Genomic DNA, 24,803 nt, shown 5'->3' on the forward strand with positions numbered 1-24,803 from the left:
GCTCAGTTTCATGTCATATCGTGTGGTTCGGTATGGTATGAAACTGTGTGGTATCGCGGTCCCACCCTAAAGAGGGGATAAACATTAAAGACATTAGCAATTTGGTATGCCATGGATTTAGCAAAATGCTGTGCGCTTCGCACGTGCAGATATGTTTGTATCGATATATCTAGATATATTTGTATCGGCAGGGCTCACTCCTTGCGGTAGCGGTAGGCCTCGAAGCCTGCGGCGGCCAGCGGCAAGCCCGCGGCCCACGGCGGGTTGGCGGACATGAGCGCGGCCAGGTGGTCGGAATTGAACTCCGGCGAGTCGGGCGCCTCGGTGATGATTTCGTCGTGCACGGTCAGCACGATCTGGTAGCCGGCCGCCTCCACGTGCGGCATGCTGGAGGCCAGCACGTCGCGCGCGGCGGCCTGGGTCACGTTCTCGATCAGCTTGCCGCCGTAGGACTTGATCCGGCTCCACTGGCGGCTGTACTGGTTGACGCCCATGTACGTGAAATCCCCCTTGTCGCTGACCTGTGGCGATGGGTAGCAGAGGAACCGGCCAGACGGCAGCTGCACGCGCAGCCAGGCGCCGTCCCGGCGCAGCTTGAGCCGGCGGCAGGTGATGGTGGTACCGGGCGCCTGGGTGGCGCGCTTGGCCGCCGCGTCGGTCTCGTCCCAAGACGCTTCCGTCTCAGGATGACCGCCGCGCCAGCCGCGCTTGAACGACTCGCAGACCAGCCAAGCGCGCTCCGACAGGCCGAAGGTGCTGCGGCGCTTCTTCAGCGTCCACTGGTACATGCCGCGCGCCTCGTCGAGGATGTCGGGCGGGATCGAGTCGATAGCCTGCTCGGCCATGTCTTCCAGGTCGAGGTTGTAGGCCGCGGCGAAAGTCAGGAACGCGCCCACGCCACCCTGGTAGCCCAGCGCCAGTTCCTGCACCTTGCCCACCTGGCGCTGGTTCTTGTCCACGTCCTCGGGCCGGATGCCGAAGGATTTGGCATAGGCCAGCTTGTACAGGTCGTGCCCCTTGCGGATGGGCTCGCCCTTGGTGTCGGTGCCGATCACCGTGTCGTAGTCGCGGAACGCCTGCAGCTTCCATTCCTCGCCAGCCAGCCAGGCCAGCATGCGGCCCTCGATGTTGGACAAGTCGGCCACCACCAGCTTCTTGCCGCGTGGCGCCACGATGCAGCCCCGGATTGCCGCGCTGGTTAGTTCCATCACGTTGTCCGCGATCAGATCAGCCACGCCGAGCTTGAGCGCATCGATGCCCCTGTCGATGGCCTCCTGCAGCGCGTCGTCGCGCAGCGAGCCGATGGCGGGGCGGGGCAGGTTCTGCGGCTGGAACAGCCGGCCAGCCCAGCGGCCCGTGCGAGAGGCCCCGCAGAACTGCAGCGTGCCGCGCAGGCGCCCGTCGCTGTTCGTGCCGCGCAGCAGGGTCTTGTACTTGCTGGTGCTGGTGGTGCAGGCCTGCAGCCGGATAGCCAGCAGTTCGCGCAGCGCCCACGGCAGGTTGGGATCGTCGACGCGCCGCTCGAGCGTGGCCTTCTGCATGTCGGGTAGGTCGACGCCGTATTCGGCCAGCAGGTAGCCCAGCAGCTTGTCCCGCTTCGTGGCCGATGCCACCCAACCGTCGGTAAGCTCCAGCGTCCGGCCGGCCAGCGCCTTCTGCGCGCGCTCGACCGCCGCCACGGCTGCCTCTGCCAGGTCGGTATCGACGGCCACGCCGCGCATGTTGATGGTTTGGTCGAGGAACCAGAGCGCCATCTCGGTACCCTGGTAGTTCCACTTGGGCATCTTCTTGTGGATCGCGCGCATGGCCAGGATGTCGGCACCCGCGTATGCCTTGAACTCCGCCCATTCGGTCGGGTGCGTGTGGCGCGTGGCGCGGCCGCGCTTCAGGTTCTTGGCCGGCGGCTTGCAGAACAGTTGCACGAGCTGCTTGCCGCTCTTGAGCTTGCGCTCGTCCTGGTCGATAGTGAGCACATCGCACAGCTTGTCCAGCGAGCCGGGCAGGGAGTGGGCGAGCGCCTGCACGAGCGTGTCACGGCGGCGGTGCAGCGGTGGCAGGAATGCCGGCATGGCGTAGCTGAGCACCACGAAATCGAACATGCCGCCGTTCTGAAACCACACCTCGCGGTCGGCATCGGCCAGGCCGGCAACGAGATCCGCCGGCGGCGTGGGGTCTTCGGTCAGATCCCACACGGTGACCGGACCGTCGTCAAAGGCATACGACCAGATCATGACCTCGCAGGCCTCCGCATAGGCGTGGGTGCCGTGCTTCAGCGGCTTTTCGCAGTAGGTCTCAAGGTCACACCAGAGCTGGGGGGTGGTCACAGGGGCAACTCCAGTTGTTCGAAGGGCATGCCGGGCCAGCTGCGGTTCGCCTTGCGCAGGTTGTCGAGCAGCGGTACCACGCGCATGTTCCAGTGCACGTGCAGGCCGCAGACAAGCGGATGAACCAGCGGCACGATGTGGTCGACGCTGTGGGGTACGCCGGTGGTGATGGTCATGAGGCGCGCCGCGCGGTAGAAGACGGCGATGCCGGTCTTGTCCGCCCAGGCTGGCGTGGCCGCGCGCTCGTTGCGCCGGCGCACGCGGCCGCACAGGGTCGTCGTGGCCAGCTTCGGCGCGCGGCGTTTGGTTATCTGGAAAAGCGGGCCGACGTGGTGGCCGCCGGCCAGCGGGAGCAGCTTCGTCATCGTCAGTCCCGGCAGGTCGGGGATTTGCGAAAGCCGCCGCCAACGATCTCGGCGCCATCACCTACGGCCGCTGTGACCTGGCGCTGTGCCTTCCACCATTCCAACTGGCGCAACACCTTGGGCTTGCACGCCGCGTCGGTGAACTTCTTGCGCAGCAGTTCGAACGGGCACTGGCCGCTGACTACCGCCCATAGCTCCAGCCAAGACAGGCCGCCGCGCTCCGCGAGGCGATGGACAGATTGCCCGTGGTTGTGCACCGCCTGCGACTGGTGCTGGATCACCCAAGCGAACGGAATGCGCGCGGTCGTGTCGTGCGGCACGATGGGGAAAAACTGAGGGTTGTGGGGGTCGGTCATGCTGCCTTCCTGAACGGGGTGAAGTGCCGGCCTTCCGCGACGCACTGCCGGACGTTGGATTTCTGCGTGCCACCCATGAGGTGGTCGGGGTTCACGCAGACCGGGTTGTTGCAGAGGTGTTTGGCTACCGAGCGCGCCGTCAGGCGGCGGTTCTTGAACGCCATGAGCGAAATGCGGTGGGCAAGGGCGCTGCGCACCTGGCCCTTGCGCGGCCCGCGCTGCCAGCGCAGATTGATCTTTCCGTAGCCCGAGGCGTTGAAGGCGCCGATCCACAGCCAGCAGGGCGTGCCGTCGTAGTAGGAATCCACCGCCATTACCGTGTTGGCGACAATGCGGTGGCACAGGTCGGGGTATTTGAATGGCATGGGGGTCCAGGTGAGAAAGGCCTTTGCCGGGATTTCCGCGTGATCTAGTTGCCAACGCCCCGCGGTTTGCGCATGCACATCGGTGTGAGAATCAGAACGGGCACCGAGGGTTAGCGATCCCGGCCGTCTTGCCGCGCGGCCATTCGCGGAGGGAGGAAGGGCGTTCCCGCGTTTTGGAGTGGGCTGCATCGGTCCATCAGGTTTTTCGCATCTGTTGGGGCAGCCCACTGCGTAACGCCCGGCAAGGTGGCCGGCGCCCGCTGAGAGTTATTTGCGCATGGTGTTCTCCCTCTCGTTCGCCCGGTCCTTCGGCGCGCCGGGTTCGGCCTGGTCTTTGGTGTGGGCTATCGGACTTGAACCGATGCCCTGGGACGTACCAAGAAGGGGTACTGCAGCCCTTCAGGATTCCCCGCTCTACCGACTGAGCTAAGCCCACTCCAAAAACGCCCGGCCCGAAGGCCGAGCAAAACGGGGTAGTGCGGGGTTAGGCGAAGGCGTCTTCGGCCTCCGCGCCGACGCCCAGGTCTTCGAACTCGCTGCCATCGGTCTTGCTGGCGCCACCGAAGCTGTCACCGTCACGGAAGAACTGAATGCCGATCAGGCCGCAGCGAATGCCGGCGTATTGGCCGTCCTGCGCGTAGATGTCGACGCTGGCGTTGACGTAGCTGCCGGCGTAGGGCTTGCCGCTGGACTCGCCCAGGGGGGCCTTGTTGGTATCGATCACCAACACCGGGCCATCGGTCTGCTTGCGGTGCGACGACAGGTAGAACATGCCCTGGAAGCCGTCGTATTCCTTCAGGTTGCCGTCGAGGTAGCAGAACTTGTTGCTGTTGCCACGGAAGCTCTGGAGCAGGCTGGCGGCCTTCTTGCCGAACTTGTCGGCGGCCACCTTGGTGATGGCGGCCTCGATCAGCTTCTCGTTGTTGCTGCCCGGCTCGATCAGCAGGGTGGCGCTATAGCGGAAGGGGCCGGCGCCGTCGAACTGCTTGGCAGTCCACAGGTCGGGGAAGGCAAGGCGCACGTCTTTGAGCAGGACTTTCATTGCTGTGACTCCGGTTGGAAGTACTCTGGAAATTGCGTTTTCACGCGCTTGATCGCGGCATCGATCGCCTTTTCACGGGCGAACGGGTCATTGGGGTGAGACCGCGCGGCGGCCGCAAGCGCCGCGCTGGCCTCGGGTGGGAGTGCCGACAGCGCGATGGTCTTGCGCTGCGGCGGCTGGCTGAGCTGGTTCATCGCTTGGGCTTCGCGAGTTCGGCGCCGAGCAGCGCGCCCAAGATCGCGGGGGTGCAGACCATTCCGAGAATGGCGAACGGCATCCACCAGACATGGCCATCGGTCTTGGTGGCGGCGAGAGCCAGGGCGAACCAGAACGTGCAGTAGGCGCCGAGGGCCGCGCCGAGGAGCAGGCGGGTCATGCGAACTCCTCGCCGGCCGGAGCCGTGGTTGCTGCGGTGGTCTCGTCGGAAAAGTCGTCCGCCGGCGGCGTGATGACGATCGCGTCGCGCGGGTCGCTGGCCGGGGCCACCGATTTGCCACCTTCGGACTGGCCGATCAGGGGTTTCAACTTCGTCCACTGGCGCGGGCCCAGCGTGCCGGCCTTGGCGAGCTTCTCGGCGGCCGTGGGCGTGATCAGCTTGAACTGATACATCTCCTCGACTTTGAGGCGCATGGCCTTGAGCGCCGTCTCCGCCTCGTGCTCGCTGGTCCAGCTGCGCGCGCCCTTGCGGCCCTGCACCAGCTTGTAGCCCGGCACTTCACGGCCAGCGAGCAGCTCGACCTCGACGGCGCCGCGCACGGCCTTGCACCACGACTCGATCAGGTCGATAGCCCGCATGGCCTTGCTCAGCGCGTCAGCGGTTTTCGGCGTGTATGCCTTGAGCGACATGGCCTTCTGTTCGTCCGACTGGGAAAACGTGGCGATGGTGTCGAAATCGCCGCCCACCTCGTCCTGCACCCGGCGCGCCAGACCCGGGCACGTGGCCTTGGCCTTGCAGAACTTGCACTGCTTGTCGCCCGGCACCAGGTCGCTTTCCACGAGCGCGGTGGTGCTGTCCACGTAGGCATATGCGCGCTCGGCGGCCTGGCGCAGCTCCTCGCCGGTGGCAAGCAGTTCCTCGACGGAACAATCCCATTCGTCCAGGTGGTTCAGACGCGGCTGGCTGATGGTCATCCGCACGCGCTTGAAGTCGCCCAGGGACTCAAAAGCACGCAGGGCGCCCAGCGCGTAGAGCGCCATCTGCTTGTTGGGCTTGCGCGGGCTGTTCGGGTCGGACGGGTCCACCGGGTAGCTGGCATACACCTGCACGCCGCGGCCGCCTTTCAGGTCAGCGATGTGCAGTTCGTCGTCGTCGCGGATGATGACCGCATCCGACGTGCCGAAGCACTCGGGCACCACGTGGCTGATGTCCAGGCGCTGCTCGACCAGCAGCTGCGCGCCGGCGGATGCCTCGCGGATATAGTCGACGTAGGTCTGCGCCGTCTCGCACATCTCGCGATCGCACTCAACCGTGCGGCAGTCGCCCACGTCGATGCGGCGGCCGAGGTAGGCGAGGGCGTCCGTCTTCTCGGTCAGGCACATGGCGGCGACCGCGTGACATGCGGTGCCCCAGTCGCTGTGCTCGTTGCTGTTGTCGGGCTTATCCGCTTCGAGCACCACCGAGCCGAAGCAGACCGACCAGCGATCAGCCCCGGAGGGCGAGAGGCGGGCGTGGGAGGATTCGCTCACGATTGCACCTCGGCGATGGCTTCGGGTTGGCGGGTGCCTTCCTGCTCGGCCTGGCGGGCGAGCCACTCGGCGTGCGACTGCTTGCGCTTCGCCGACTCGGCAGCGAACAGTTCCAGCGCCTTCTCGTGCTTGTCCAGTGGAAGTGACAAGAACAGTTCCTTGGCGCAGCCAAGGATCGGACCATCAAAGGTTGCGGTCATGGTGTCGGTGTTCACCTTGACCCATGCCCAGTTGTCTTTGCGCTTAGCCACGGCCAGACCTCCGATGCTTCGCCCGGTTGCGAGCCTTGACGCTGGCACGCTGGCACGCTTGTCCTGGGCTACCGTGTTGCGGGATGCCGTGCGGCGGCCTTTGCCCTTGCCGCGCGACTCGTAGGGGCCAATCTGGCCCAGTGCCAGCTGTTGGGCGGAACCCTGCAGAGTCATGGCCGCCGCGATGGCGGCGAACATGGCCTGGGCCCGCGCGAAGGGAGTGCCCCTCATGCCAGCGACTCCTCGGGGCTGACTTCCTTGGCGATCACCTTGTCGATGAAGGCGATGAACTCAGGCCACTGGTCCTGCTTCAGTTCGGTGGCCTTGGCCACGCCGAAGCGCGCGAGCGTGGCGCGAGTGTTGTCGGGGCCTTGATCGGCAGCCAGGCGCAGCACGCGGGCCTTGATGTCCTTGTCATAGTCCAGCGCGGGCGCGTCGTGCTTCTGCTCGCCGGAAGAGCTCGTGGCTGTCGACGCAGACTGTTGCGACGACTGCTGAGTCGAAGCCGAGCCGGAGTCCTTCGCGTTTCCCGCTTCACCAGCGGGCGAGCCGGTGGAGGGCTCGGCGTTCTGCTTGCCGGCGGCGCTTCCGGTCGCGGGGCCGGTCCCGTTTTCCTTTTTTCCGGCCGCCTTTGCGATCACCGCATTGGCGGCTGCCGGCGCGTCGATGCCGGCCAGGTACTGCGCCGCGGCGAGCGCGTCTTCCAGGCTGGCAGCCTGCGCGTCGAAGGTAGCTTCTTGGCCGTCGGCGAAAACGCGGCGGACGTGGACGGCTACCTGCTTGATGCTGGGAACTGCGGACATGGGTGGTTCTCCTGTCAATGGGTCGCCCGCCACGCGGGCAGGTGGTTAGGCTTCGTCGGTGATCTGGTTCAGGGCGCGGTCGAGCGAGGTCGGGACCTTGAGGCCCAGCTCGAAAAGCGATTCGCGGATCTTGCGAACCTGCGCGATGCGCGCGGCGCGCTGGCCCACTTGGTTGGCGTGGGCGAAAGCGGCGTCGCGCTGTTCCTTGGTGATGGCGCCGATGCGGCACAGGGCCTCGACGGCGAAGACGTAGCGCACGGGTTGCGTCGCGGTGACGTCCTGATTGAAGTGCACGAAGTTGGAGACGATCTCACCGGTGGCGGTGAGCGCGATGACGTGGCCGTCGGTGTAGCGCACAACCTTGCGGGCGGCGCGCGGCCGGGTCGGCATCGTGCGGATGTTCACTGCGGTGCCGTCCGGGAGGCGGACGCGCCAGGTGTGGATGGTTGCCATGGTCGGCTCCTCGCTCAGGGGGTGACGGGGCTAACGACGGCGCGGAAACCGGTCGGGCCGCTGACGTGTGCCGGCTTAAGGCCGCGATGCCAGACGCAGGTCTGGAGATATTTCTTGCCCGCGTTGGCGTAGAGCCGGGCAGCGTTCTCGATCCGCTGCAGTTGGTCCGGAAAGAACTGGGCAACCTCGTCGTGGCGCTGATCGGGTTCGGGCAGAACGCGGACGTGATCGGGGAAATTGCCGTCGATCAGCTTGAACGAATAGGAGCCGAACACGCCCTTGGCCAGGGCCGTGAGGCCCTCGACTTCCAGCGTGATCTCGTCGGTGAGATGGCGCGCACCCAGCAGCTTGCGCAGCGCGTCGATGGCCTCGTTCGGCACGATGAAGCGGCCGGGGGTCAGTTCAAGCGTGGTCAGCTCGATGAGCGTGCTGCCGTCGGTGGCCACCAGCTTGCCGTCGGTGAAGCAGACGCCGTTCAGGTAATACCTGATGTCCTTGTCACCGGCGCACTGCCGCGCGGCGAGCAGATGGTTGAATTGGATGTTGTATGTGTTCATCTTCCTGCCCCGTTTGCTAACGTCGTTTTCCGTGACTGCGTTAGCAATTTAGCAGGTGATTTTAGCAAAGGTCAAGAAGTATTTTTAGCGTTTGCTAACGACGCGGGGCGTGAAAAAGCCACCCGAAGGTGGCTTGAGTGCGGCGGGGTGGTGCGAGCGTTACTTTGTGGGCTTATCGTCCGCGTTCAGCAGGGAGATGATCTTGCGCAGGTAGTCCTCGCTTATGGCACCGTGCACGCTGGCATTCTCCAGCGCCAGGTTCACCATGGTGGCGAATTTGGCCGGGGAAACCTCTAAACCTGCGTCCTCTAGAAGCGCGCCAACTGAGAGCACCGCATCGGTGACCAGGTTGGCCTTTGGTTCCTCTACGCCTAGCTTGTGCAGAGCGCCGCCAGCTGCGATCACACCGCCACTTCCTGGAACCAGGCTAGCAAGTGCCGCCACGGATGACGTTGCGCCTGCGATGAATTTCGGCTCCGGATGCTCCTGGTCCATCCAGCCGACGGGTAACTTTAGCGTTTCTTCGATGGATCGCGCCCGGTCTTCCTTGATCGGCCGGTGGCCACTTGCTAACTGCGACAGGTAACTTGCGGTCTTCAGCCCGAGCATATTTGCCACGCGCGTTGGTCCGCCGTGCAGCGAATAGATCCGCTTCAAATTCTCTCTGCGCCGCTGCTCTATAGGGGAGAGTGGCTTTGCTGGCTTAAGTGCCTCTGTCATGGTTGGTCTGCCGCGTTTTAGTTCTTGATAGCCCGCAGGGTACTAAAAGCTAACAATTAAAGCAACTGCTAAAAAGCTCTACACCATGGTATGTACGCGTATGCTAAAGTCGACGTTAGCAAATAACGGACGGAGTTTAGCAAGTGGACACTACCCAGGTGGAAAGCAATGCATTAAGTGCGGTATTCGACGCAAGAAGGGCCAATTTGCGCCTGCTGGCAAGTAAGCACGAGAGCATTTCTGACCTCGCTGCTAAGTTGCACATGCGGCACCCTTCGTACCTCTCTCAGCTAATCGGACCCAACCCGCAGCGAAACGTTAGCGAACGCACAGCACGCGCGTTCGAGATCCGGCTCGGCCTGCCGGCGGGCTGGCTGGACATGGCGCGAGGTTGAGATGGGAAACGCAGCGATCGCAGAAGCGGTTGACCTGTTCGCCGGGCTCGGGGGGTTTTCTGAGGGGGCGGAGATGGCTGGGATACGGGTCGTGTGGGCCGGGAACCATTGGCGCGTCGCCGTCGATACCCACGCGGCGAACCACCCGGGCACGCGGCACGCCTGCCAGGACTTGCACCAGGCCAACTGGGCTGAGGTGCCGCGCCACGATCTTCTGCTGGCTGCGCCTTGCTGCCAGGGGCATAGCAAGGCGCGAGGCAAGGCCGCCAACAACCCGCAGCATGACGCCAGCCGCTCGACGGCATGGGCTGTTGTCTCCGCGGTTGAGTATCACCGTCCGCAGGCTGCAGTAATCGAGAACGTGCCGGAATTTCTTGAGTGGGCCTTGTACCCGGCGTGGGCTATGGCGATGAACCAGCTTGGCTACAGCCTCGCGCCACACATCGTCGACGCTGCCGACCACGGCGTGCCGCAGCACCGCCAGCGCATGTTCATCGTGGCAACGCGGAGCAAGCACCCACTGCAGCTGGCGCTGCCGAAGCGCGATCACGTGCCGGTGTCCTCGATCATCGATTTCAGCGCCGGCAATTGGTCGCCGGTGGAGAAGCCGAAGCGCAGCCCCAAGACGCTCGCGCGCGTGGCCGCGGGCCGCGCCCGGTTCGGTGATCGTTTCATCATGCCGTACTACGGCAAGGGCTCGGGCCTGACAGGCCGCAGCCTTGACCGCCCCGTCGGCACAATCACGACGGTGGACCGCTGGGCAATAGTCGATGGCGACCGCATGCGCATGTTCTCGAAGGACGAGTGCCGCGCGGCCATGTCCTTCCCCGATACCTACATCCTGCCCCGGCAGCACAGGCTGGCCGTGCACATGCTCGGCAACGCGGTCTGCCCGGTCGTCGGGCGTGACGTACTCCAGGCGCTGCGCGCTGCCGTCTGAGGAAACCCAACACATGCCCATCGCAATTACCCGTTTGACCAACGACAAGGCGCAGCTCACGAAGGTGTTCTCGCTCGATGCCGACGGCAAGGTGGTCAAACATACCAAGGCTTTCCTCGCGCACGGCGAGGCCGAGCGCATCGAGGTGGCGGACCTGCACGGCTTTTCGGGGCTGCTGCAGTCGCTCAAACACAACCAGGCACTGGCCTATGGCCTGACCACCAAGCCGCGCGCAACGATCGTGACCAAGGACGTCATGCACGAGAACCCGGGCGCTATCGCGCGCAGCCGGGACTACTTCTCGTTCAGCGCGGGCCCGGCCATGTTCATGTGCGACCACGATGCGGACCACGCATCCGACCCGCTCAACAGCGCCGACGCCCTGCGCGATGCCCTGGTCAAGTCCTGCCCGGCGCTGGGCGACGCGCCCATGTTGTGGTGCGCCAGCAGTTCCTCGTTCATCGAGCGCAACGACGGCGGCGCGCCAGTAACCGGGCTGCGCGGCCAGCGCATGTACATCCCCTTCCTGCAGGGCACGGACATCGAGCGCGCAGGCACGGCCCTCTACGCCTATACCTGGCTCGCCGGCTACGGTCACTATATCGTGGCCAAGAACGGGCGGCTGCTGGACCGGTCCATCATCGACGGGTCGGTGTACCAGCCCGAGCGCATCGACTTCGCCGCTGGTGCCATGTGCCATGCACCGCTCGTGCAGCGCCGGCCGGATCCGAAGATCTGGAACGGTGGCGCCGAGGCGTTCGACTCCCGGCTGATCCCGGACCTCGACGCCACGCAGAAAATCCAGCTGGCCGAGCTGCAGGCGGCGGCCCGCGCCGCGGTCAAGCCGGAAGCCGATCGCGTGCGCGCTGCCTATATCGAGGAGGAGGCGCACGGTCTGTCCGTTACCCAGGACATCGAGATCGAGCGGGCCCGCGAGATCGTACGCGCGGCGCTGGAGGACGAAACCCTCTATGCCGACTTCGTGCTGTTGCCCGAGGAGGGCAAGCCGGTGACCGTTGGCGAGGTGCTGGACAACCCGGCGCGCTGGCACAACAAGCGCTTCGCGGACCCCTGTGAGCCGGGCTACCGGAACGACAGGCGGGTGGCCTGGCTCAACCTGCGCAGCGGTGGCCGGCCTTACCTGTGGAGCTGGGCGCACGGCGGCATCCGCTATGACCTGGTGCGCCAGCCCAAGCTGCTCAAGCTGCAGGCGGGCGAGCTATCCCGGCTCGCGGACGAGTCGCTGGATATCATCCGCGCCCAGGGTGAGGTGTTCGACTTCGGCGACGGCGCCATTGCGCGCGTGGCGGAGGGCAGGGTGCATATCGCCACGGCCACCTGGGTGCTCGACTACCTCGGTCGCGTGATCCGCTTCGAGCGCTTCGATGGCCGCTCCAAGGACTGGGTGCCGGCGGACGCGCCCGAGAAGCTCGCCAAGTTCATTTGCGACCGCACGGGCGAGCGTGGCCTGCCCAAGCTCACCGCGGTGATCACGGCGCCCACCTTGCGGCCCGACGGCACCGCGCTGGACACGCCGGGGTATGACGAAGCCACCGGCCTGCTGTTCCTCTCTGACGATCGCGACCCGCTGCGCGTGCCGGTGTCGCCCACGCTCGACCAGGTGCGCGAAGCCTTCACCGAGCTGTGGGAGCCGTTCGCCATGTTCCCGTTCGCGGATAGCGAGGCGCGCGGCGTGATGCTGGCCGCGCTCCTGACTGCGGTGATCCGCCGCGCTATTCCCACGGCGCCCGGCTTCGCGTTCGACGCGCCGGCGGCCGGCACGGGCAAGACCAAGCTGGCGCAGTGCGTGGCGGTGCTGGGCGGCAACAGCCCGGCGGTGTACGCGCCGCCGCGGGACGAGCCCGAGGCATCCAAGGCGCTGTTCTCGCTGCTGCTGGGAGGCTCGGGTAGCGTCATCTGGGACAACATCGTGCGGCCCCTGGAGGGCGCGGTGCTGAATGCGTTCCTCACGGCCAGCGAGTTCAGCGACCGCGTGCTGGGCGCCAGCAGCAACAAGACGGTGCCCAACCGCGCCATGTTCATCGCCAGTGGCAACAACCTGACCGTGCGCGGCGATGCCTGCCGCCGCATCTTGCGGTGCCGTATCGATGCGGCCAGCGAGACCCCCTTCCTGCGCTCGTTCCCATTCGATCCTCTGGTCAAGGTCCGGGACAGCAGGCAGGTGCTCGTGCGGGCGGCGCTGACCGTGCTGCGCGGATACCAGACGCGAGGCATGCCGGTCGGGGAGGGCGAGCTCGCGTCTTTCGAGACGTGGGACCAGCTGGTGCGGCAGTGCGTCGTCTGGTGCGCTGAAATGGGCCTGGGTGGTGCCGTTGGGCTGGCTGATCCGGCGCTGTCGGCCCTGCGCTCGGTGGACGAGAATCCCGAGAAGGCGCTGCTGGGTCGCGTCATGGATGCATGGGTGGGGGTGTTCGGCGATCAACGGGTCACGGCCAAGATGGCGCTGATGGGGGATAGCGACTCGCTGGAAGAATCCCCAATCCGCGAAAAATTGCGTGAAGCCATCGAAGAATTGGCCGATGACGGCCGTTTTATGAGTCCGCAAAGTTTTACGCGTTGGCTAAACAAGCATCGGGACGAAGTTGTGAACGGGCAAGTTTTTGCGGTTTCGCAGAATTCACACACAAAGTTTCTCGAATGGCGGGTAAAGCCGGTTAGGTGAGGGGTGGTCTTGCGGATGTCGCGGATGTCGCGGATGTCTTTTTAGCTGATGTACGAGAAGTGTCAGTGTGACAGTTATATAGAAACGACTGAAATAACCTCCGCGACATCCGCGACATCCGCAAACCGTTAATCCGCAAAATTTTGCGGGAATAGGAGGTCACCATGGGTAAGCGCATTGTGGCGGTGAACGACTTGGGGTTGCGGATCGGGGAAGACCACCAACGCGCCAAGCTGACCGACGCGGATGTGGAGCGCTTGAGGCAGTTGCGCTCCGAGGGGATGAGCTACCGCCAGCTGGCGGAAGTCTTCGAGATCGGACGGTCCACGGTTCGCGACATCGTGACGTTCCGCACTCGGGCGCAAACGGCGACAGCATGGCGGGCAGTGTGAGGTGCGGATACCGGGCCACGCAAAACTTAGCATGTTGGCATGGCTCCTACCCTCACCCCGAAGCAGCGGGCATTCGTCGAGCAGTACCTCGTTGACCTGAACGGCACGCAGGCCGCCATTCGTGCGGGCTACAGCCCCAGGTCGGCGAACGAGCAAGCCGCGCAACTGATGGCCACGCCGTATGTGCGAGCCGCCATCGACAAGCTGGCAGCCGAGCGCGCTGCGGATCTGAACATCGAGGCCAAGGAAGTGCTGCGGATCCTGTGGGATATCGCCACCGCGGACCCGAACGAGATCGTGCAGCACCGCCGCATCTGCTGCCGCCATTGCCACGGGATTGGGTTCCGCTACCAGCGCACACCGGCGGAGATGGAGCGGGATCGCGACGCGCACGATCGGCGAGTCGAAGACGCCGAGCGCACCGGCAAGCCGCTGAAGGAGCGCGATCTGCATTTCGACGAGGCGGGCGGCATGGGCTTCGACCCGCGCAAGGATCCGCACCTCGACTGCCCCGAGTGCCACGGCGAGGGTGTGCCGGACATGTACATCCCGGATACTCGCCACCTGAGCGGCCCCGCACGCACGCTCTATGCCGGGGTGAAGCAGACCAAGGACGGCATCGAGATCAAGACCCACGACCGCACCCGCGCGGCCGAACTGGTCGGCAAGCACCTGCGTCTGTTTGCCGAGAAGCTGGAGCTATCCGGCAGCCTGGCCCTGACCGAGATGACGAACGAGGACATCCGTGCCGAGCTCGCCATGCTGGCTGCACAGGGCGTGGCGGTGCCGGACATGCCGCCCCCCGCACCGCAATCCGATGGCAGCGAATTCGTTTGAAGAGCGCGCGCGTCTGGAGCGCGCATTGCTGCTGGCCCGCGAACTGAAGCGGCGCCACCCTTGGAACCCGCTGCCAGGCCCGCAATCCCTGGCCTACGCCTCGCAAGCCAAGATCATCGGCTACGGTGGCGCGGCCGGCGGCGGAAAGACCGACCTGGCGTGCGGCAAGGCGTTGACCCGGCATCGCAAGGTCATGATGCTGCGCCGCGTGGGTACCGAGCTGACCGGCATCGAGGATCGGCTCGAGGAGCTGATTGGCAACAAGCTGGGCTACAACGGCCAAAAGAAGATCTGGCGCACCCAGCGTCCCGACGGCAAGCCCCTGCAGATCGAGTTTGCCAGCCTGCCCAACGCTGGCGACGAGAAGGGCTATCAGGGCCGGCCACACGACCTGCTCGTGTTCGACGAGGCGGCCAACTTCCTCGAAGGCCAGGTGCGGTTCCTGCTCGGCTGGCTGCGATCCGTCGACCCCAAGCAGCAATGTCAGGCGCTGCTCACGTTCAATCCGCCCACGTCGGCGGAAGGGCGCTGGATCATCGCTTTCTTTGCCCCCTGGCTGGACCCGAAGCACCCGTGCCCGGCCGAGCCCGGCGAGCTGCGTTGGTTTGCCATGATCGACGGCACCGAGGTCGAGGTACCGGATAGCACGCCATTCACGCGCAACGGGGAAGTGATCACCCCCGAATCGCGCACCTTCATCCCGTCGCGGGTGGCGGATAACCCTTTCCTGATGGGGACTGGCTACATGGCTACCCTGCAAGCCCTGCCCGAGCCGCTGCGCTCGCAAATGCTCTATGGCGACTTCATGGCCGGCGTGAAGGACGATGCCATGCAGGTCATTCCCACAGCCTGGATCGAGGCGGCACAAGCCCGATGGAAGAAGCACGACGCCAAGCCAGGCCGCATGGATTCCCTGGGCGTCGACGTGGCGCGCGGCGGCGAGGATCAGACCGTCATTTCGCGGCGCCACGGCATGTGGTTCGACGAGCTGATCGCCTATCCCGGCACGGCCACCCCGGACGGGCCGACCGTGGCCGGGCTGACCATCGCCGCGCTGCGCGACCGCGCGCCGATCCACATCGACGTAATCGGTGTAGGGGCTTCGCCCTACGACTTCCTGAACCAGGCGGGCCAGCACGTGCTTGGCATCAACGTGGCCGAGGGCTCCACCGCCACCGACAAGTCCGGCCGGCTCACCTTCGCCAACCAGCGCAGCCAGTACTGGTGGAAGATGCGCGAGGCGCTGGACCCGGCCAACGCCACTGGCATCGCGCTGCCACCTGACCAGCGCTTGCTGGCGGATCTCAGCGCACCGCGCTGGCGCCTGCAGGGCCGCACCGTCCAGGTCGAGAGCCGCGACGAGATCATCAAGCGCATCCAGCGCAGCCCCGACTACGCCAGCGCCGCCATCCTCGCGCTGATCGACACGCCGCGGGTGGCCGACCTGCCGGGTGCGGATACCCGCAAACGTCGCGACCATAATCCGTACGAATCACTATCCTGACCGGAATCCGTCATGTGCGAACCAGTATCGATTGGCTATGGCATCGCAGCGGTCGCGGCCGTCGCCGTCGGCGCGTACTCGGCTGACCAGCAGCGAAAGGCTGCGAACTCCGCCCGGGATGCGCAGAACGCACAGAATGCGGCGCTGCAGGACCAGATCAACAAGGCCGGCGCCAAGCCACAAGAGACCAAGGCACCCGACGTGCAGGCGCTGAAGACCGCCAACACTGGCGCGCAGGCCACCGATGGCCTCAACGCTGGCAATGCCAGCACGCTGCTCACCGGCGCGCAGGGCGTGGACCCCAGTACGCTTTCGCTCTCTCGCACCAAGCTGCAGGGCGTGAACACCCTGCTGGGGGCCTGATCCGGCATGGCGACCGCTGAGCAAGTCATCAACTACCAGAAACGCTGGTCGAGCCTGAACCTCGACTACGCCGGCTGGCGCACCGTCTACCAGGACGTGAGCCGGCACCTGCTGCCGTACTCGGGTCGCTTCGTCACGTCCGACCGCAACCGCGGCGACTGGCGGATGAACAACATCTACGACAGCACCGGCACGAAGGCGCTGACGATCTTCGGCGCCGGCATGATGTCCGGTGCCACCAGCCCGGCGCGCCCCTGGGTGAAGATGACCACAGCGGACGATGGGCTGATGCAGTCGGAGCCCGTCAAGGTGTGGCTCAACGAACTCACCCAGCGCATGCTGGCGATCTTCTCGCGCGGCAATACCTATCGCACCCTTCATTCGATGTACGAGGAACTGGGCTGCTACGGGACGGCGGCCAACATCGTGATGGATGACTTCAAATCGGTCATCCACAATTTCCCCTTGACCGCCGGTGAATACCGCGTCGCCACGGACTTCAAGGGTGACGTGTGCACGCTGTATCGCGAATTCGACATGACCGTCGCGCAGATGGTCGGCCAGTTCGGCAAGGACCGCTGCAGTCGGGCTGTGCAGAACCTGTACGGTTCCGGCTCGCTCGATACCTGGGTGACCGTGGTGCACGGCATCGAGCCGCGCGCCGACCGCGATCCGACCCTGCGCGATGGCAAGAACATGCCGTGGAGTTCAACCTACTTCGAACTGGGCGCGGACCGCGCCGGTGCGACGCTGAGCGAATCCGGCTTCAAGAGCTTCCGCGCGCTGGCTCCACGCTGGCGCGTGTTCGGCCAGGACGTCTATGGCGTCTCGCCGGGCATGATGGCGCTGGGCGATATCAAGCAGCTGCAGCACGAGCAGCTCCGCAAGGGGCAGGGCATCGACTACATGACGAAGCCGCCCGTGCAGGCGCCCACCGCCATGAAGGGCCACGAGGTGGACATGCTGCCGGGCGGCGTGTCGTATGTGGACATGGCTGGCCCCAGCGGCGGCATCCGCAGCACCTTCGAGGTGAACCTGCGCCTGGACTTCCTGCTGGAGGACATCCGCGACGTGCGCGAGCGAATCAACGCGGCGTTCTTCGCGGACCTGTTCCTGATGCTGTACCAGGGCGACAACACCCAGAAGACCGCCACCGAGATCGCAGAGCGCCACGAGGAAAAGCTGCTCATGATCGGGCCAGCGCTCGAGCGCTTGCACAACGAGTGCCTGAAGCCGCTGGTGGAAATCACGTTCGATCGCATGGTGCAGGCCGGCCTGGTGCCGCCGCCCCCGCCCGAGATGGAGGGGCAGCCGCTGCTCGTCGAGTTCGTGTCCATCCTCGCCCAGGCCCAGCGCGCCATCGGCAACAACGCCATGGACCGCTTTGTCATGGGCTTGGGCACCGTGGCCAGCATGAAGCCCGAGGTGCTCGACCGCTTCGACGCCGACCAGTGGGCCGAAATCTATGCCGACGGCTACGGCGTCGACCCGCGCATCATCGTGCCGGACAAGCAGGTGGCAGTCATCCGCCAGCAGCGCGCCCAGGCACAGCAGGCCGCACAGCAGGCGGCGCTCATGCAGGCCGGGGCCGATTCGGCCAACAAGCTGGCCGGCGCCGACACCAGCGGCCAGAACGCTCTCACCGACGTGATGGGCATGCTGCAGGGCTACGGCGCGCCCGGCCAGTAAATCCACAACCCCAACGGAGCATTCATGGACAACCAGCACAAGCACATCAAGGGTTATCGGGATCTGAGCGCGGAAGAGATCGCGCTCATGAATGCCATCAAGCAGAAGGCCGAAGAGGTGGGCGCGCTCATCGAGCAGCTGCAGGCGGCCGGCAGTTCGCTCGACCAGCGCGCAGTGGCGCTCGGCAAGACCAATCTGCAGCAAGGGTTCATGTGGGCCGTGCGCGCCGTAGCCCAGCCCACCACGTTCTAAGGAGCCGGCCATGGCCCTCGTCTCGATGAAGCTCACCCCCGAGGAAGCCAAGGAGGAAGCCGGCTGCTGCGCATCCGATTCCGGCGACGGCGGCCCGGCCTACCCCTACGGCCTCAGCATCAACCTGTGCGACGAAGTGCTCGGCAAGCTGGGCCTGACGACTGCGCCGACCGTCGGCACCAAGATGCAGCTGGTTGCCGTCGTCGAGGTGACTGGCACATCGCAGTACGCCAACCAGGACGGCAAAGAGACCAACGTCAACCTGCAGATCACTGACATGCAACTCGACCCGGCCCCATCGGGCTCGATGGAAGAGCGGATGTACGGCGGCACCTGACATTGCCCGGTGCGGATACCTCCCAAATCGGGATGTATCGTTTGCTGCATGAGTGAATTCGGATACGACCCGACCGACATCGATGGCCAGCGGCGCACCAAGCAGCAGGCCGAAGAGCGAAGCAGGCAACAGGCCGGCATCGCGGTCGAGGACTTCCGCTGGCTCATGAAGGACAAGCGGGGCCGCCGCATCGTTTGGGTCATGCTCGAACGCACCGGCGTGTTCCGCAGCTCGTTCACAGGCAACTCGGAAACCTTCTTTCGCGAAGGCCAGCGCAATGTGGGTCTGTACCTGATGGCACAGATCCACGCGGCGTGCCCCGAGCAATACGCAGTGATGCTCCAGGAGCAACAGAACAATGTCAGACGTGACGACGCAGGCCGGCCAAGCTCCCACTGATGCCGCCACTGCAACCGGCGCGCCCGATGCCGGCCAAGGCCAACAGGCCACGGCGGCAGACGGCGCGCAACAGCAGCAACAACCTGGCACCGACGCGGCGACCGCCGCCAAGGTCGACGGGCAGCAGGCTGCCGCCACTCCGAATGCGGACGATCCCACCAAGGGAAAGACCGATGACGGCGCGGCCAAGCCGGACGGCCCACCGGAGACCTACGCTGATTTCACGGCCCCCGATGGCGTCACCTTCGACGCTGACGCGGCCGGCGATCTCAAGGGACTTGCCAAGGAATTGGGTCTGTCGCAGGCCAACGCGCAGAAGGTCGCTGACCTCGGCGCACGCCTGCAACAGAAATGGGCTACCCAGCAGACCGAGGCGCTGAAAGCCGCCGCGGTGCAGTGGGAAGCCGATGCCCGCGCGGACAAGGAACTCGGCGGCGACAAGTTCGACGAGAACCTGGCCACGAGCAAGAAGGCGCTCGACGCCTTTGCAAGTGACGACTTCCGCAAGCTGCTGGTGGAGTCCGGCCTGGGGAACCACCCGGAGGTTATCCGGACGTTCAACCGGGTCGGCAAGGCAATCAGTGAGGACCGCCTCCTGACCGGCGCCGCGCCGCAAGGTGCTGAGCGCTCGATGGAAGAGCGGCTGTATCCAAACGACGTTAAAAAGTGAGCTGAGCCATGCCCATTATCGGCAATACCTACCTGACTCTCGCGGACACGTTCAAGCGCACCGATCCGAACGGCACCATTGCCGACGTGATCGAACTGCTGGCGCAGGTGAACCCGATCCTCGAAGACATGCTGGTGGAAGAGTGCAATGACGGCACCACGCACCTGACCACGGTCCGTACCGGCATCCCGGCCGGCACGTTCCGCAAGCTGTACCAGTCCGTCCAGCCGAGCAAGTCGACCACCAAGCAAGTGCGCGATGCCACCGGCATGATGGAAAACTGGTCGGAAATCGACGCCAAGCTGGTCGAGCTGTCGAACAACCCGGCCAAGCTGCGCCTGTCGGAAGCCGCTGCCTTCATCGAAGGCTTGAGCCAGACCGCATCGCGCCGGATCTTCTACGGCAACACCGCCACCGATCCCGAGGAATTTCTCGGCCTGGCGCCGCGCTTCGGTTCGCTGGGCGCGGAGAACGGCGGCCAGATCATCGATGCCGGCGGCACCGGCTCCAACAACACCTCGATCTGGTTCGTGGTGTGGGGCGAGCGCACGGTACACGGCCTGTACCCGAAGGGATCGAAGGCGGGCCTGCAGCGCGATGACAAGGGCAAGGTGACCAAGGACACCACCGACGGCGGTGTGCTGGACGTATATCGCGAGAAATTCTCGTGGGACCTGGGCCTCTCGGTGCGCGATTGGCGCTATGTTGCGCGCGTCGCCAATATCGATCTTGCGGCGATGCGGGGCGGCACTGTGAAGCTGTACGACTTCCTGCGCAAGGCGTACTACGCGCTGTTCCAACGGCGTATCGCCGGCGGTCGCGTTGCGATCTACTGCAACCGCGATGTGCTGGAAGCGCTCGACGCGCTGGCTACCAACGCCGGCGCAAGCGACAGCTTCATCCGCCTGAAGCCGATGGAGATCGAGGGCAAAGAGGTGATGACGTATCGCGGCATCCCTATCCGCGAGACGGATGCCCTGTTCAACACCGAAGCCCGCGTGGTCTAACAGGAGAGCTGACCATGATTCTCGACAAGGAAAACCTCTTCTCGGACAAGCAGGCCATCACGGCCAGCGCACCATCCGCCAACACGATCGACTTCGGCGCCACCGGTACGCCGCCGACCCGAAACGCGACCCCGATCAAGCGCGATGTCAGCAAGGGCCAGGACATCCCGCTGCTGATGCAGGTGACCGAGGCTTTTAACAACCTCACTAGCCTGGCTGTCGCCGTGCAAACGGACGATGATCCTGCTTTCGGTACGGCCGTCACGCTGTACACCGAGACGCTGCTGGCGGCGAGCCTGACCCCGGGCAAGCGCTTCGCGCTGAAGACCGTGCCCTACGGCTTGACCAAGCGCTACATGCGCTTGAATTACACCGTGACAGGCACGGCCCCGACGACCGGCAAAGTCACTGCCGGGTTCACGATGGGCAACGACGAAACCATCCCGGTCTAAGGAGCACAGCATGGGCATTCAAGTACGCGCAACCGAAGTCGGCTTCTATGGCAGCCTTCGCAACCCGGGCGAGACCTTCGAAGTGGAAGACGAAAATGCCGTCGGCAGCTGGATGGAACGTCTCGACGATCCGAAGGCCAAGGGCGGCAAGCAGGCAAAGGGCGATCCGGCGGACCCGAACGCACTGGCCTGATCCTCGTCTCTCCTGACGTTGTCGCAGCTTAACGGGGGTCTCCTGCAGACTCCCGTTTTCATTGGAGCCGGGCATGGCATCGGACGTTGACATCTGCAATTTCGCGCTGTCCCACCTGGGTGACGGCGCCACCGTGTCGAGCATCGATCCGCCAGAGGGCAGCGCCCAGGCGGAACATTGCGCACGCTTCTATCCGATCGCGCGCGACACTACGCTGGCCGCCCACTACTGGGGATTCGCCACGCGCCGAGTGCAACTGCCGCTCCTGGCAAATGCACCAGATACCGCATGGCAATTCGCCTACGCGCTGCCGGCCGACTGCCTGGCGCCGCAGACACTTCTCGCTCCCGGTGCGCTCGACCAGGACACGCAGGAATTCGAGGTAGAGACGGACGAGAACGGCGATTCGATCGTGCTCACCAACCAGGTGAACGCGATCCTGCGTTACACGCGATTCGTGGAGGACTCGACCAAGTTTTCGCCGCTGTTCGTCGAAGCCATGGCGTGGCTGCTGGCCGCCTATCTGGCCGGGCCCATCATCAAGGGAGACAGCGGCGTGCAGGCGGGCTCGGCGTGCTACCAGCAGTTTCAGGTCTGGCTGGCGAAGGCCACCGGGCGCGATGCCAACCAGCGCAAGGTACGCACGGTCCACACCCCGGATTGGATGGCCGGCCGCAACATCGTGCCTGACTGCGACCCATGGGGGCGTCGCTAATGGCAAATCAACGCACCCTTGCCCGATCGTTCGCAGGCGGCGAGATCACGCCGGAGCTATTCGGCCGGCTCGACCTGGGCGCCTTCCAGACAGGCCTGGCCCTTTGCCGTAACTTCGAAGTGCTCCCCCACGGCCCGGTGGCCAATCGGCCAGGCTTCGAGTTCGTGCGCCCCGTGAAGGACAGCACGAAGCGCACGAAGCTGCTGCCGTTCACCTACAGCGTGACGCAGACCTTCGTGCTGGAATTCGGCCCCGGATATGTCCGCTTCCACACCAACGGTGCCACGCTGGTGGACGGGGGCGGCGCGCCGTACGAGGTGGCTACGCCATACGCCGAGGCTGACCTGTTCGACATCCATTACATCCAGTCCAACGACGTATTGACGCTGGTGCACCCGAGCTACCCGCCCAAGGAGCTGCGCCGCCTGGGCGCGCTCAACTGGACCCTGATCGATGCGTCGTTCGTGCCTGCCATCAGCACACCGTCGTCTATGGCCGCGACAGCCAACAATCCGCCCGCGACGGCGCTGACTACGTACAACTACACCGTGCGCGCGGTTGCTGCCAACACGCTCGAGGAATCCGCACCCGTCACGTTCCCCATCGCGACGTGCGATAACGACCTGACCCATGCGGGGTCGACCAACACCTTTACGTGGTCCGCCGTCTCCGGCGCCGTGCGCTATAACGTCTATCGGCTGATTAACGGGCTCTACGGCTACATCGGCCAGACGGCGGGCACCGCGTTCGAGGACGACAACATCAAGCCGGATACCACCCGCGTGCCACCGGTGGCCGACAACCCGTTCGCCGCGGCGGGCGATTACCCGGCAGCTACCTCCTATTTCGAGCAGCGCCGCGCCTTTGGCGGCACCGCCAACAAGCCGCAGAACATGTGGCTGACCCGCTCGGCCACTGAGGGCAACATGGCGCGGTCCATCCCCGCGCAGGACGATGACTCCATCCAGTTCCGCATGGCCGCACGAGAGGCGAACACCATCCGCCACATCGTGCCGCTCAACGACCTGATTGTGCTGACCGCCAGCGCGGAATGGCGCATCACATCGGGTGGCAGCGCGGCGCTCACGGCCAGCACCACCAACGCCAGGCCGTTGTCCTATATTGGTGCCAGTAACGTGCAGCCGCCTTCCATCGGCAATACCATTCTCTACCCGCAGGCGCGCGGCGGCCGGATCCGCGAATTGCAGTACAGCTACAGCGCGGCCACGGGTTTCGGATACACCAACTCGGATATCTCTATCCTCGCGCCGCACCTGTTCGATGACAACACCATTGTGGATATGGCGTTCGTCAAGGCGCCGTACCCCATGCTGTGGTCGGTGAGCTCGAACGGCAGCCTGCTGGGGCTGACCTATGTGCCCGAACAGAAGGTGGCCGGCTGGCACCAGCATCAGACCGATGGCGTGTTCGAGTCGGTAGCTGCGGTGACGGAAGGCAACGAGGACGTGCTGTATGCGGTGGTGCGGCGCACGATCAACGGCAACAGCGTGCGCTACGTGGAGCGGATGCACAGTAGGTTCTTCACCCAGCTTACCGAATGCTTCTTCGTCGACGCGGGTGTCACATACAACGGCGCGCCGGCCACGGTGGTGACTGGCCTCGACCACCTGGAGGGCAAGACCGTGGCGATCCTGGCTGACGGCGCCGTGCTGCCGTCACAAGTTGTGACTGACGGCGTCATCACGCTGGACCAGCCGGCATCCATCATTACGGCGGGATTGCCCTATACCGCCGAGATCCAGTTGTTGCCGCTCACGCTGGAGGCGGTGCAGGCCTTCGGGCAGGGCCGCCCAAAGAACGTCAACAAGGTATTCCCACGCCTGCGGAAGACGTCCGGCCTGTTTGCCGGCCCGAGCCTGGACCGCATGAAGGAACTCAAGCAGCGCACCAACGAGCCGTATGGCTCGCCGCCGCGGCTGATCAACAACGAGGAGGTCGAGATCGTGCTCGATCCGAGCTGGAATCAAGACGCCGGTGTGTTCCTGCAGCAGGTCTACCCGCTGCCTGCCACGATAGTATCGGTGACGCTCGACGTTGCCGTGGGGGGCTGAAATGGCGACGATCACCCGCCGGCCACCCACCGATGCCGATATCGTCGAACTGGTGGCCAACATGCGCGCAGCGGACCGCGCAGAGGTGGAGGCGCTGCACCCGGGCGAAGACCTTCTGGCCGTGCTGCGCGCCGCCATTGCGTTCAAGGGGTGGCGCCTCGCGGTCGATATCGACGGCCAGCTCGCGCTGCTCGGCGGCATCGTGGCGGTGCCCGGCGTCGACAAGCTGGGCTGCGGCTGGATGCTCGGCACCACCCACGCCGAGCGCTTCCCAGGTGCGGTTACCCGGATAGGCATGCAGTATCGTGACCTTGCACTGGAGATGTACCCCGCCTTCGTCAACTTCGTGCACGCCGAGAATGCCGTCAGCCTGCGGTGGCTGCGCCGGCTGGGCTTCACGGTCGAGCCGGACCCGATCCCCTTGGGGCCGAACGGGGCGCCTTTTCATCGATTCACCTTGACCAGACCCGTATGTGCAACCCAGTAGCCGTCCAAGCCGTAGGGATGGGAGTGTCGGCCTATAGCGCCTACAACTCCGCCAAATCACAGCAGTCCGCGCTCAATGCGCAGGCCGGCACGTCGGATATCAATGCGCAGCTGGCTGAGCTCAATGCGCAGGACGCTATCCGCCAAGGCGAGAAGGCGGTTGCGCGGTCCAACATGCAGGTCACCCAGGTCAAGGGCAGCCAGCGCGCGGCGCTTGCTGCCAACGGCATCGACGTGACGCAGGGTAGCGCGGCGGACATTCTGACTACCACCGACTATGTGGGTGAGCTTGACGCGAACACCATCCGCGACAACGCTCTGCGCACGGCATGGGGCTACCGCACGCAGGGGATCAACTACCAGGCCGATGCGGCCATGAAGCGCGCCGGCGCGAGCGGTATCAGCCCGGTGAGTGCGGGCGCCACCTCCCTGCTCACCGGCGCCGGCCAGGTGGCTTCCACCTGGTATGCCGGCAACAAGGCGGCGGGGTAAGAC

At 65.1% G+C, this 24,803-nt stretch carries 32 protein-coding genes and 1 tRNA gene; 19 read left to right on the forward strand and 14 right to left on the reverse strand.

The annotated features are described in order from the left end of the window. Window positions 1-194 precede the first annotated feature (194 nt). The 14 genes from AC1RWI_RS07995 to AC1RWI_RS08060 all read right to left on the reverse strand — a co-directional run bounded on the left by AC1RWI_RS07995 (window position 195) and on the right by AC1RWI_RS08060 (window position 8,922). Window positions 195-2,324, reverse strand: a complete 2,130-nt coding sequence (locus AC1RWI_RS07995; RefSeq protein ID WP_492865591.1) for a DNA polymerase family A protein — start codon at window positions 2,322-2,324, stop codon at window positions 195-197. Further along, window positions 2,321-2,689: a hypothetical protein gene (locus AC1RWI_RS08000; RefSeq protein WP_492865593.1), complete on the reverse strand. Its 369-nt coding sequence runs from the start codon at window positions 2,687-2,689 to the stop codon at window positions 2,321-2,323. Before AC1RWI_RS08000 ends, AC1RWI_RS07995 begins: the two co-directional genes overlap by 4 nt. Before the next feature lie 2 nt (window positions 2,690-2,691). Beyond that, a complete protein-coding gene (locus tag AC1RWI_RS08005; protein ID WP_492865595.1) occupies window positions 2,692-3,045 on the reverse strand; it encodes a hypothetical protein in 354 nt (117 codons plus the stop codon). After that, window positions 3,042-3,410 carry an HNH endonuclease family protein gene (locus tag AC1RWI_RS08010; protein ID WP_492865597.1) on the reverse strand — a complete coding sequence of 123 codons (369 nt, stop codon included), beginning with the start codon at window positions 3,408-3,410 and terminating at the stop codon, window positions 3,042-3,044. The genes AC1RWI_RS08005 and AC1RWI_RS08010 overlap by 4 nt, the downstream gene beginning before the upstream one ends. Window positions 3,411-3,745: 335 nt before the next feature. After that, a tRNA-Thr gene (locus tag AC1RWI_RS08015) sits at window positions 3,746-3,846 on the reverse strand. Window positions 3,847-3,894: 48 nt separating this feature from the next. Beyond that, window positions 3,895-4,452, reverse strand: coding sequence for an ssDNA-binding protein (locus AC1RWI_RS08020; RefSeq protein ID WP_492865599.1), 558 nt, complete (start codon window positions 4,450-4,452; stop codon window positions 3,895-3,897). After that, window positions 4,449-4,646 (reverse strand): hypothetical protein, encoded by a 198-nt coding sequence (locus AC1RWI_RS08025; RefSeq protein WP_400099675.1) that lies wholly within the window; start codon window positions 4,644-4,646, stop codon window positions 4,449-4,451. Before AC1RWI_RS08025 ends, AC1RWI_RS08020 begins: the two co-directional genes overlap by 4 nt. Next, complete coding sequence (locus tag AC1RWI_RS08030) at window positions 4,643-4,828, reverse strand: hypothetical protein (protein ID WP_492865601.1); 186 nt, start codon at window positions 4,826-4,828, stop codon at window positions 4,643-4,645. The genes AC1RWI_RS08025 and AC1RWI_RS08030 overlap by 4 nt, the downstream gene beginning before the upstream one ends. Then, window positions 4,825-6,138, reverse strand: a complete 1,314-nt coding sequence (locus tag AC1RWI_RS08035) for a DUF2800 domain-containing protein (protein WP_492865603.1) — start codon at window positions 6,136-6,138, stop codon at window positions 4,825-4,827. The genes AC1RWI_RS08030 and AC1RWI_RS08035 overlap by 4 nt, the downstream gene beginning before the upstream one ends. Further along, a complete protein-coding gene (locus AC1RWI_RS08040) occupies window positions 6,135-6,620 on the reverse strand; it encodes a hypothetical protein (protein ID WP_492865605.1) in 486 nt (161 codons plus the stop codon). The genes AC1RWI_RS08035 and AC1RWI_RS08040 overlap by 4 nt, the downstream gene beginning before the upstream one ends. Beyond that, window positions 6,617-7,192 (reverse strand): hypothetical protein, encoded by a 576-nt coding sequence (locus AC1RWI_RS08045; RefSeq protein WP_492865607.1) that lies wholly within the window; start codon window positions 7,190-7,192, stop codon window positions 6,617-6,619. The genes AC1RWI_RS08040 and AC1RWI_RS08045 overlap by 4 nt, the downstream gene beginning before the upstream one ends. 45 nt (window positions 7,193-7,237) lie before the next feature. Beyond that, complete coding sequence (locus tag AC1RWI_RS08050) at window positions 7,238-7,645, reverse strand: hypothetical protein (protein ID WP_492865609.1); 408 nt, start codon at window positions 7,643-7,645, stop codon at window positions 7,238-7,240. A gap of 14 nt (window positions 7,646-7,659) precedes the next feature. Next, window positions 7,660-8,202: a hypothetical protein gene (locus AC1RWI_RS08055; protein ID WP_492865611.1), complete on the reverse strand. Its 543-nt coding sequence runs from the start codon at window positions 8,200-8,202 to the stop codon at window positions 7,660-7,662. A 159-nt stretch (window positions 8,203-8,361) separates the two neighbouring features. Continuing rightward, on the reverse strand, window positions 8,362-8,922 hold the full coding sequence (locus AC1RWI_RS08060; protein WP_492865613.1) for a hypothetical protein: 561 nt from the start codon (window positions 8,920-8,922) through the stop codon (window positions 8,362-8,364). Between the two features lie 143 nt (window positions 8,923-9,065). Here AC1RWI_RS08060 and AC1RWI_RS08065 point away from each other — a divergent pair, with 143 nt between their 5' ends. The 19 genes from AC1RWI_RS08065 to AC1RWI_RS08155 all read left to right on the forward strand — a co-directional run bounded on the left by AC1RWI_RS08065 (window position 9,066) and on the right by AC1RWI_RS08155 (window position 24,800). Further along, window positions 9,066-9,317, forward strand: a complete 252-nt coding sequence (locus tag AC1RWI_RS08065; protein WP_492865615.1) for a hypothetical protein — start codon at window positions 9,066-9,068, stop codon at window positions 9,315-9,317. A gap of 1 nt (window position 9,318) precedes the next feature. Beyond that, a complete protein-coding gene (locus AC1RWI_RS08070; RefSeq protein WP_492865617.1) occupies window positions 9,319-10,257 on the forward strand; it encodes a DNA cytosine methyltransferase in 939 nt (312 codons plus the stop codon). Window positions 10,258-10,270: 13 nt separating this feature from the next. Continuing rightward, window positions 10,271-12,940: a hypothetical protein gene (locus AC1RWI_RS08075; protein WP_492865619.1), complete on the forward strand. Its 2,670-nt coding sequence runs from the start codon at window positions 10,271-10,273 to the stop codon at window positions 12,938-12,940. 164 nt (window positions 12,941-13,104) lie between these two features. Then, window positions 13,105-13,332, forward strand: a complete 228-nt coding sequence (locus AC1RWI_RS08080; RefSeq protein WP_492865621.1) for a helix-turn-helix domain-containing protein — start codon at window positions 13,105-13,107, stop codon at window positions 13,330-13,332. A 39-nt stretch (window positions 13,333-13,371) separates the two neighbouring features. Beyond that, window positions 13,372-14,169, forward strand: a complete 798-nt coding sequence (locus AC1RWI_RS08085) for a terminase small subunit (RefSeq protein ID WP_492865623.1) — start codon at window positions 13,372-13,374, stop codon at window positions 14,167-14,169. Next, entirely contained in the window at window positions 14,150-15,673 is a 1,524-nt protein-coding gene (locus tag AC1RWI_RS08090; protein ID WP_492865625.1) for a terminase, read from the forward strand. Before AC1RWI_RS08085 ends, AC1RWI_RS08090 begins: the two co-directional genes overlap by 20 nt. Window positions 15,674-15,685: 12 nt before the next feature. Beyond that, window positions 15,686-16,036 carry a hypothetical protein gene (locus tag AC1RWI_RS08095; protein WP_492865627.1) on the forward strand — a complete coding sequence of 117 codons (351 nt, stop codon included), beginning with the start codon at window positions 15,686-15,688 and terminating at the stop codon, window positions 16,034-16,036. A gap of 6 nt (window positions 16,037-16,042) precedes the next feature. Beyond that, window positions 16,043-17,725 (forward strand): portal protein, encoded by a 1,683-nt coding sequence (locus tag AC1RWI_RS08100; protein WP_492865629.1) that lies wholly within the window; start codon window positions 16,043-16,045, stop codon window positions 17,723-17,725. 24 nt (window positions 17,726-17,749) lie between these two features. Continuing rightward, window positions 17,750-17,977, forward strand: a complete 228-nt coding sequence (locus AC1RWI_RS08105) for an Acb2/Tad1 domain-containing protein (RefSeq protein ID WP_492865631.1) — start codon at window positions 17,750-17,752, stop codon at window positions 17,975-17,977. A 10-nt stretch (window positions 17,978-17,987) separates the two neighbouring features. Next, window positions 17,988-18,314, forward strand: coding sequence for a capsid staple protein (gp10, locus tag AC1RWI_RS08110; RefSeq protein ID WP_492865633.1), 327 nt, complete (start codon window positions 17,988-17,990; stop codon window positions 18,312-18,314). Between the two features lie 48 nt (window positions 18,315-18,362). Next, the gene (locus AC1RWI_RS08115) at window positions 18,363-18,713 is read left to right on the forward strand and encodes a Bbp19 family protein (RefSeq protein ID WP_492865635.1); all 351 of its coding nucleotides are present in this window, start codon (window positions 18,363-18,365) and stop codon (window positions 18,711-18,713) included. Beyond that, window positions 18,673-19,383, forward strand: a complete 711-nt coding sequence (locus AC1RWI_RS08120; protein ID WP_492865637.1) for a protease — start codon at window positions 18,673-18,675, stop codon at window positions 19,381-19,383. The genes AC1RWI_RS08115 and AC1RWI_RS08120 overlap by 41 nt, the downstream gene beginning before the upstream one ends. An 8-nt stretch (window positions 19,384-19,391) precedes the next feature. Beyond that, window positions 19,392-20,390 (forward strand): major capsid protein, encoded by a 999-nt coding sequence (locus tag AC1RWI_RS08125; RefSeq protein ID WP_492865639.1) that lies wholly within the window; start codon window positions 19,392-19,394, stop codon window positions 20,388-20,390. A gap of 14 nt (window positions 20,391-20,404) precedes the next feature. Then, a complete protein-coding gene (locus AC1RWI_RS08130; RefSeq protein WP_492865641.1) occupies window positions 20,405-20,842 on the forward strand; it encodes a Bbp16 family capsid cement protein in 438 nt (145 codons plus the stop codon). A 10-nt stretch (window positions 20,843-20,852) separates the two neighbouring features. After that, entirely contained in the window at window positions 20,853-21,035 is a 183-nt protein-coding gene (locus AC1RWI_RS08135; protein WP_492865643.1) for a hypothetical protein, read from the forward strand. A gap of 73 nt (window positions 21,036-21,108) precedes the next feature. Then, window positions 21,109-21,750 (forward strand): phage connector family protein, encoded by a 642-nt coding sequence (locus AC1RWI_RS08140; RefSeq protein ID WP_492865645.1) that lies wholly within the window; start codon window positions 21,109-21,111, stop codon window positions 21,748-21,750. Then, window positions 21,750-23,822, forward strand: coding sequence for a phage tail protein (locus tag AC1RWI_RS08145; protein WP_492865647.1), 2,073 nt, complete (start codon window positions 21,750-21,752; stop codon window positions 23,820-23,822). The genes AC1RWI_RS08140 and AC1RWI_RS08145 overlap by 1 nt, the downstream gene beginning before the upstream one ends. 1 nt (window position 23,823) lies before the next feature. After that, a complete protein-coding gene (locus AC1RWI_RS08150) occupies window positions 23,824-24,309 on the forward strand; it encodes a hypothetical protein (protein ID WP_492865649.1) in 486 nt (161 codons plus the stop codon). 17 nt (window positions 24,310-24,326) lie between these two features. Next, window positions 24,327-24,800: a virion core protein, T7 gp14 family gene (locus tag AC1RWI_RS08155; protein ID WP_492865651.1), complete on the forward strand. Its 474-nt coding sequence runs from the start codon at window positions 24,327-24,329 to the stop codon at window positions 24,798-24,800. The last annotated feature ends 3 nt before the right edge of the window (window positions 24,801-24,803 follow it).

This window comes from Cupriavidus sp. MPR-AND1C (genome assembly GCF_058809705.1).

Excerpts from the sequence above, each read along its gene's own strand:
- AC1RWI_RS08000 (WP_492865593.1), bottom strand. The coding sequence starts at position 2,689 with ATGACGAAGCTGCTCCCGCTGGCCGGCGGCCACCACGTCGGCCCGCTT.
- AC1RWI_RS08005 (WP_492865595.1), bottom strand. The coding sequence starts at position 3,045 with ATGACCGACCCCCACAACCCTCAGTTTTTCCCCATCGTGCCGCACGAC.
- AC1RWI_RS08010 (WP_492865597.1), bottom strand. The coding sequence starts at position 3,410 with ATGCCATTCAAATACCCCGACCTGTGCCACCGCATTGTCGCCAACACG.
- AC1RWI_RS08020 (WP_492865599.1), bottom strand. The coding sequence starts at position 4,452 with ATGAAAGTCCTGCTCAAAGACGTGCGCCTTGCCTTCCCCGACCTGTGG.
- AC1RWI_RS08025 (WP_400099675.1), bottom strand. The coding sequence starts at position 4,646 with ATGAACCAGCTCAGCCAGCCGCCGCAGCGCAAGACCATCGCGCTGTCG.
- AC1RWI_RS08030 (WP_492865601.1), bottom strand. The coding sequence starts at position 4,828 with ATGACCCGCCTGCTCCTCGGCGCGGCCCTCGGCGCCTACTGCACGTTC.
- AC1RWI_RS08040 (WP_492865605.1), bottom strand. The coding sequence starts at position 6,620 with ATGAGGGGCACTCCCTTCGCGCGGGCCCAGGCCATGTTCGCCGCCATC.
- AC1RWI_RS08045 (WP_492865607.1), bottom strand. The coding sequence starts at position 7,192 with ATGTCCGCAGTTCCCAGCATCAAGCAGGTAGCCGTCCACGTCCGCCGC.
- AC1RWI_RS08050 (WP_492865609.1), bottom strand. The coding sequence starts at position 7,645 with ATGGCAACCATCCACACCTGGCGCGTCCGCCTCCCGGACGGCACCGCA.
- AC1RWI_RS08055 (WP_492865611.1), bottom strand. The coding sequence starts at position 8,202 with ATGAACACATACAACATCCAATTCAACCATCTGCTCGCCGCGCGGCAG.
- AC1RWI_RS08060 (WP_492865613.1), bottom strand. The coding sequence starts at position 8,922 with ATGACAGAGGCACTTAAGCCAGCAAAGCCACTCTCCCCTATAGAGCAG.
- AC1RWI_RS08070 (WP_492865617.1), top strand. The coding sequence starts at position 9,319 with ATGGGAAACGCAGCGATCGCAGAAGCGGTTGACCTGTTCGCCGGGCTC.
- AC1RWI_RS08075 (WP_492865619.1), top strand. The coding sequence starts at position 10,271 with ATGCCCATCGCAATTACCCGTTTGACCAACGACAAGGCGCAGCTCACG.
- AC1RWI_RS08080 (WP_492865621.1), top strand. The coding sequence starts at position 13,105 with ATGGGTAAGCGCATTGTGGCGGTGAACGACTTGGGGTTGCGGATCGGG.
- AC1RWI_RS08085 (WP_492865623.1), top strand. The coding sequence starts at position 13,372 with ATGGCTCCTACCCTCACCCCGAAGCAGCGGGCATTCGTCGAGCAGTAC.
- AC1RWI_RS08090 (WP_492865625.1), top strand. The coding sequence starts at position 14,150 with ATGGCAGCGAATTCGTTTGAAGAGCGCGCGCGTCTGGAGCGCGCATTG.
- AC1RWI_RS08095 (WP_492865627.1), top strand. The coding sequence starts at position 15,686 with ATGTGCGAACCAGTATCGATTGGCTATGGCATCGCAGCGGTCGCGGCC.
- AC1RWI_RS08100 (WP_492865629.1), top strand. The coding sequence starts at position 16,043 with ATGGCGACCGCTGAGCAAGTCATCAACTACCAGAAACGCTGGTCGAGC.
- AC1RWI_RS08105 (WP_492865631.1), top strand. The coding sequence starts at position 17,750 with ATGGACAACCAGCACAAGCACATCAAGGGTTATCGGGATCTGAGCGCG.
- gp10 (WP_492865633.1), top strand. The coding sequence starts at position 17,988 with ATGGCCCTCGTCTCGATGAAGCTCACCCCCGAGGAAGCCAAGGAGGAA.
- AC1RWI_RS08115 (WP_492865635.1), top strand. The coding sequence starts at position 18,363 with ATGAGTGAATTCGGATACGACCCGACCGACATCGATGGCCAGCGGCGC.
- AC1RWI_RS08120 (WP_492865637.1), top strand. The coding sequence starts at position 18,673 with ATGTCAGACGTGACGACGCAGGCCGGCCAAGCTCCCACTGATGCCGCC.
- AC1RWI_RS08125 (WP_492865639.1), top strand. The coding sequence starts at position 19,392 with ATGCCCATTATCGGCAATACCTACCTGACTCTCGCGGACACGTTCAAG.
- AC1RWI_RS08130 (WP_492865641.1), top strand. The coding sequence starts at position 20,405 with ATGATTCTCGACAAGGAAAACCTCTTCTCGGACAAGCAGGCCATCACG.
- AC1RWI_RS08135 (WP_492865643.1), top strand. The coding sequence starts at position 20,853 with ATGGGCATTCAAGTACGCGCAACCGAAGTCGGCTTCTATGGCAGCCTT.
- AC1RWI_RS08140 (WP_492865645.1), top strand. The coding sequence starts at position 21,109 with ATGGCATCGGACGTTGACATCTGCAATTTCGCGCTGTCCCACCTGGGT.
- AC1RWI_RS08145 (WP_492865647.1), top strand. The coding sequence starts at position 21,750 with ATGGCAAATCAACGCACCCTTGCCCGATCGTTCGCAGGCGGCGAGATC.
- AC1RWI_RS08150 (WP_492865649.1), top strand. The coding sequence starts at position 23,824 with ATGGCGACGATCACCCGCCGGCCACCCACCGATGCCGATATCGTCGAA.
- AC1RWI_RS08155 (WP_492865651.1), top strand. The coding sequence starts at position 24,327 with ATGGGAGTGTCGGCCTATAGCGCCTACAACTCCGCCAAATCACAGCAG.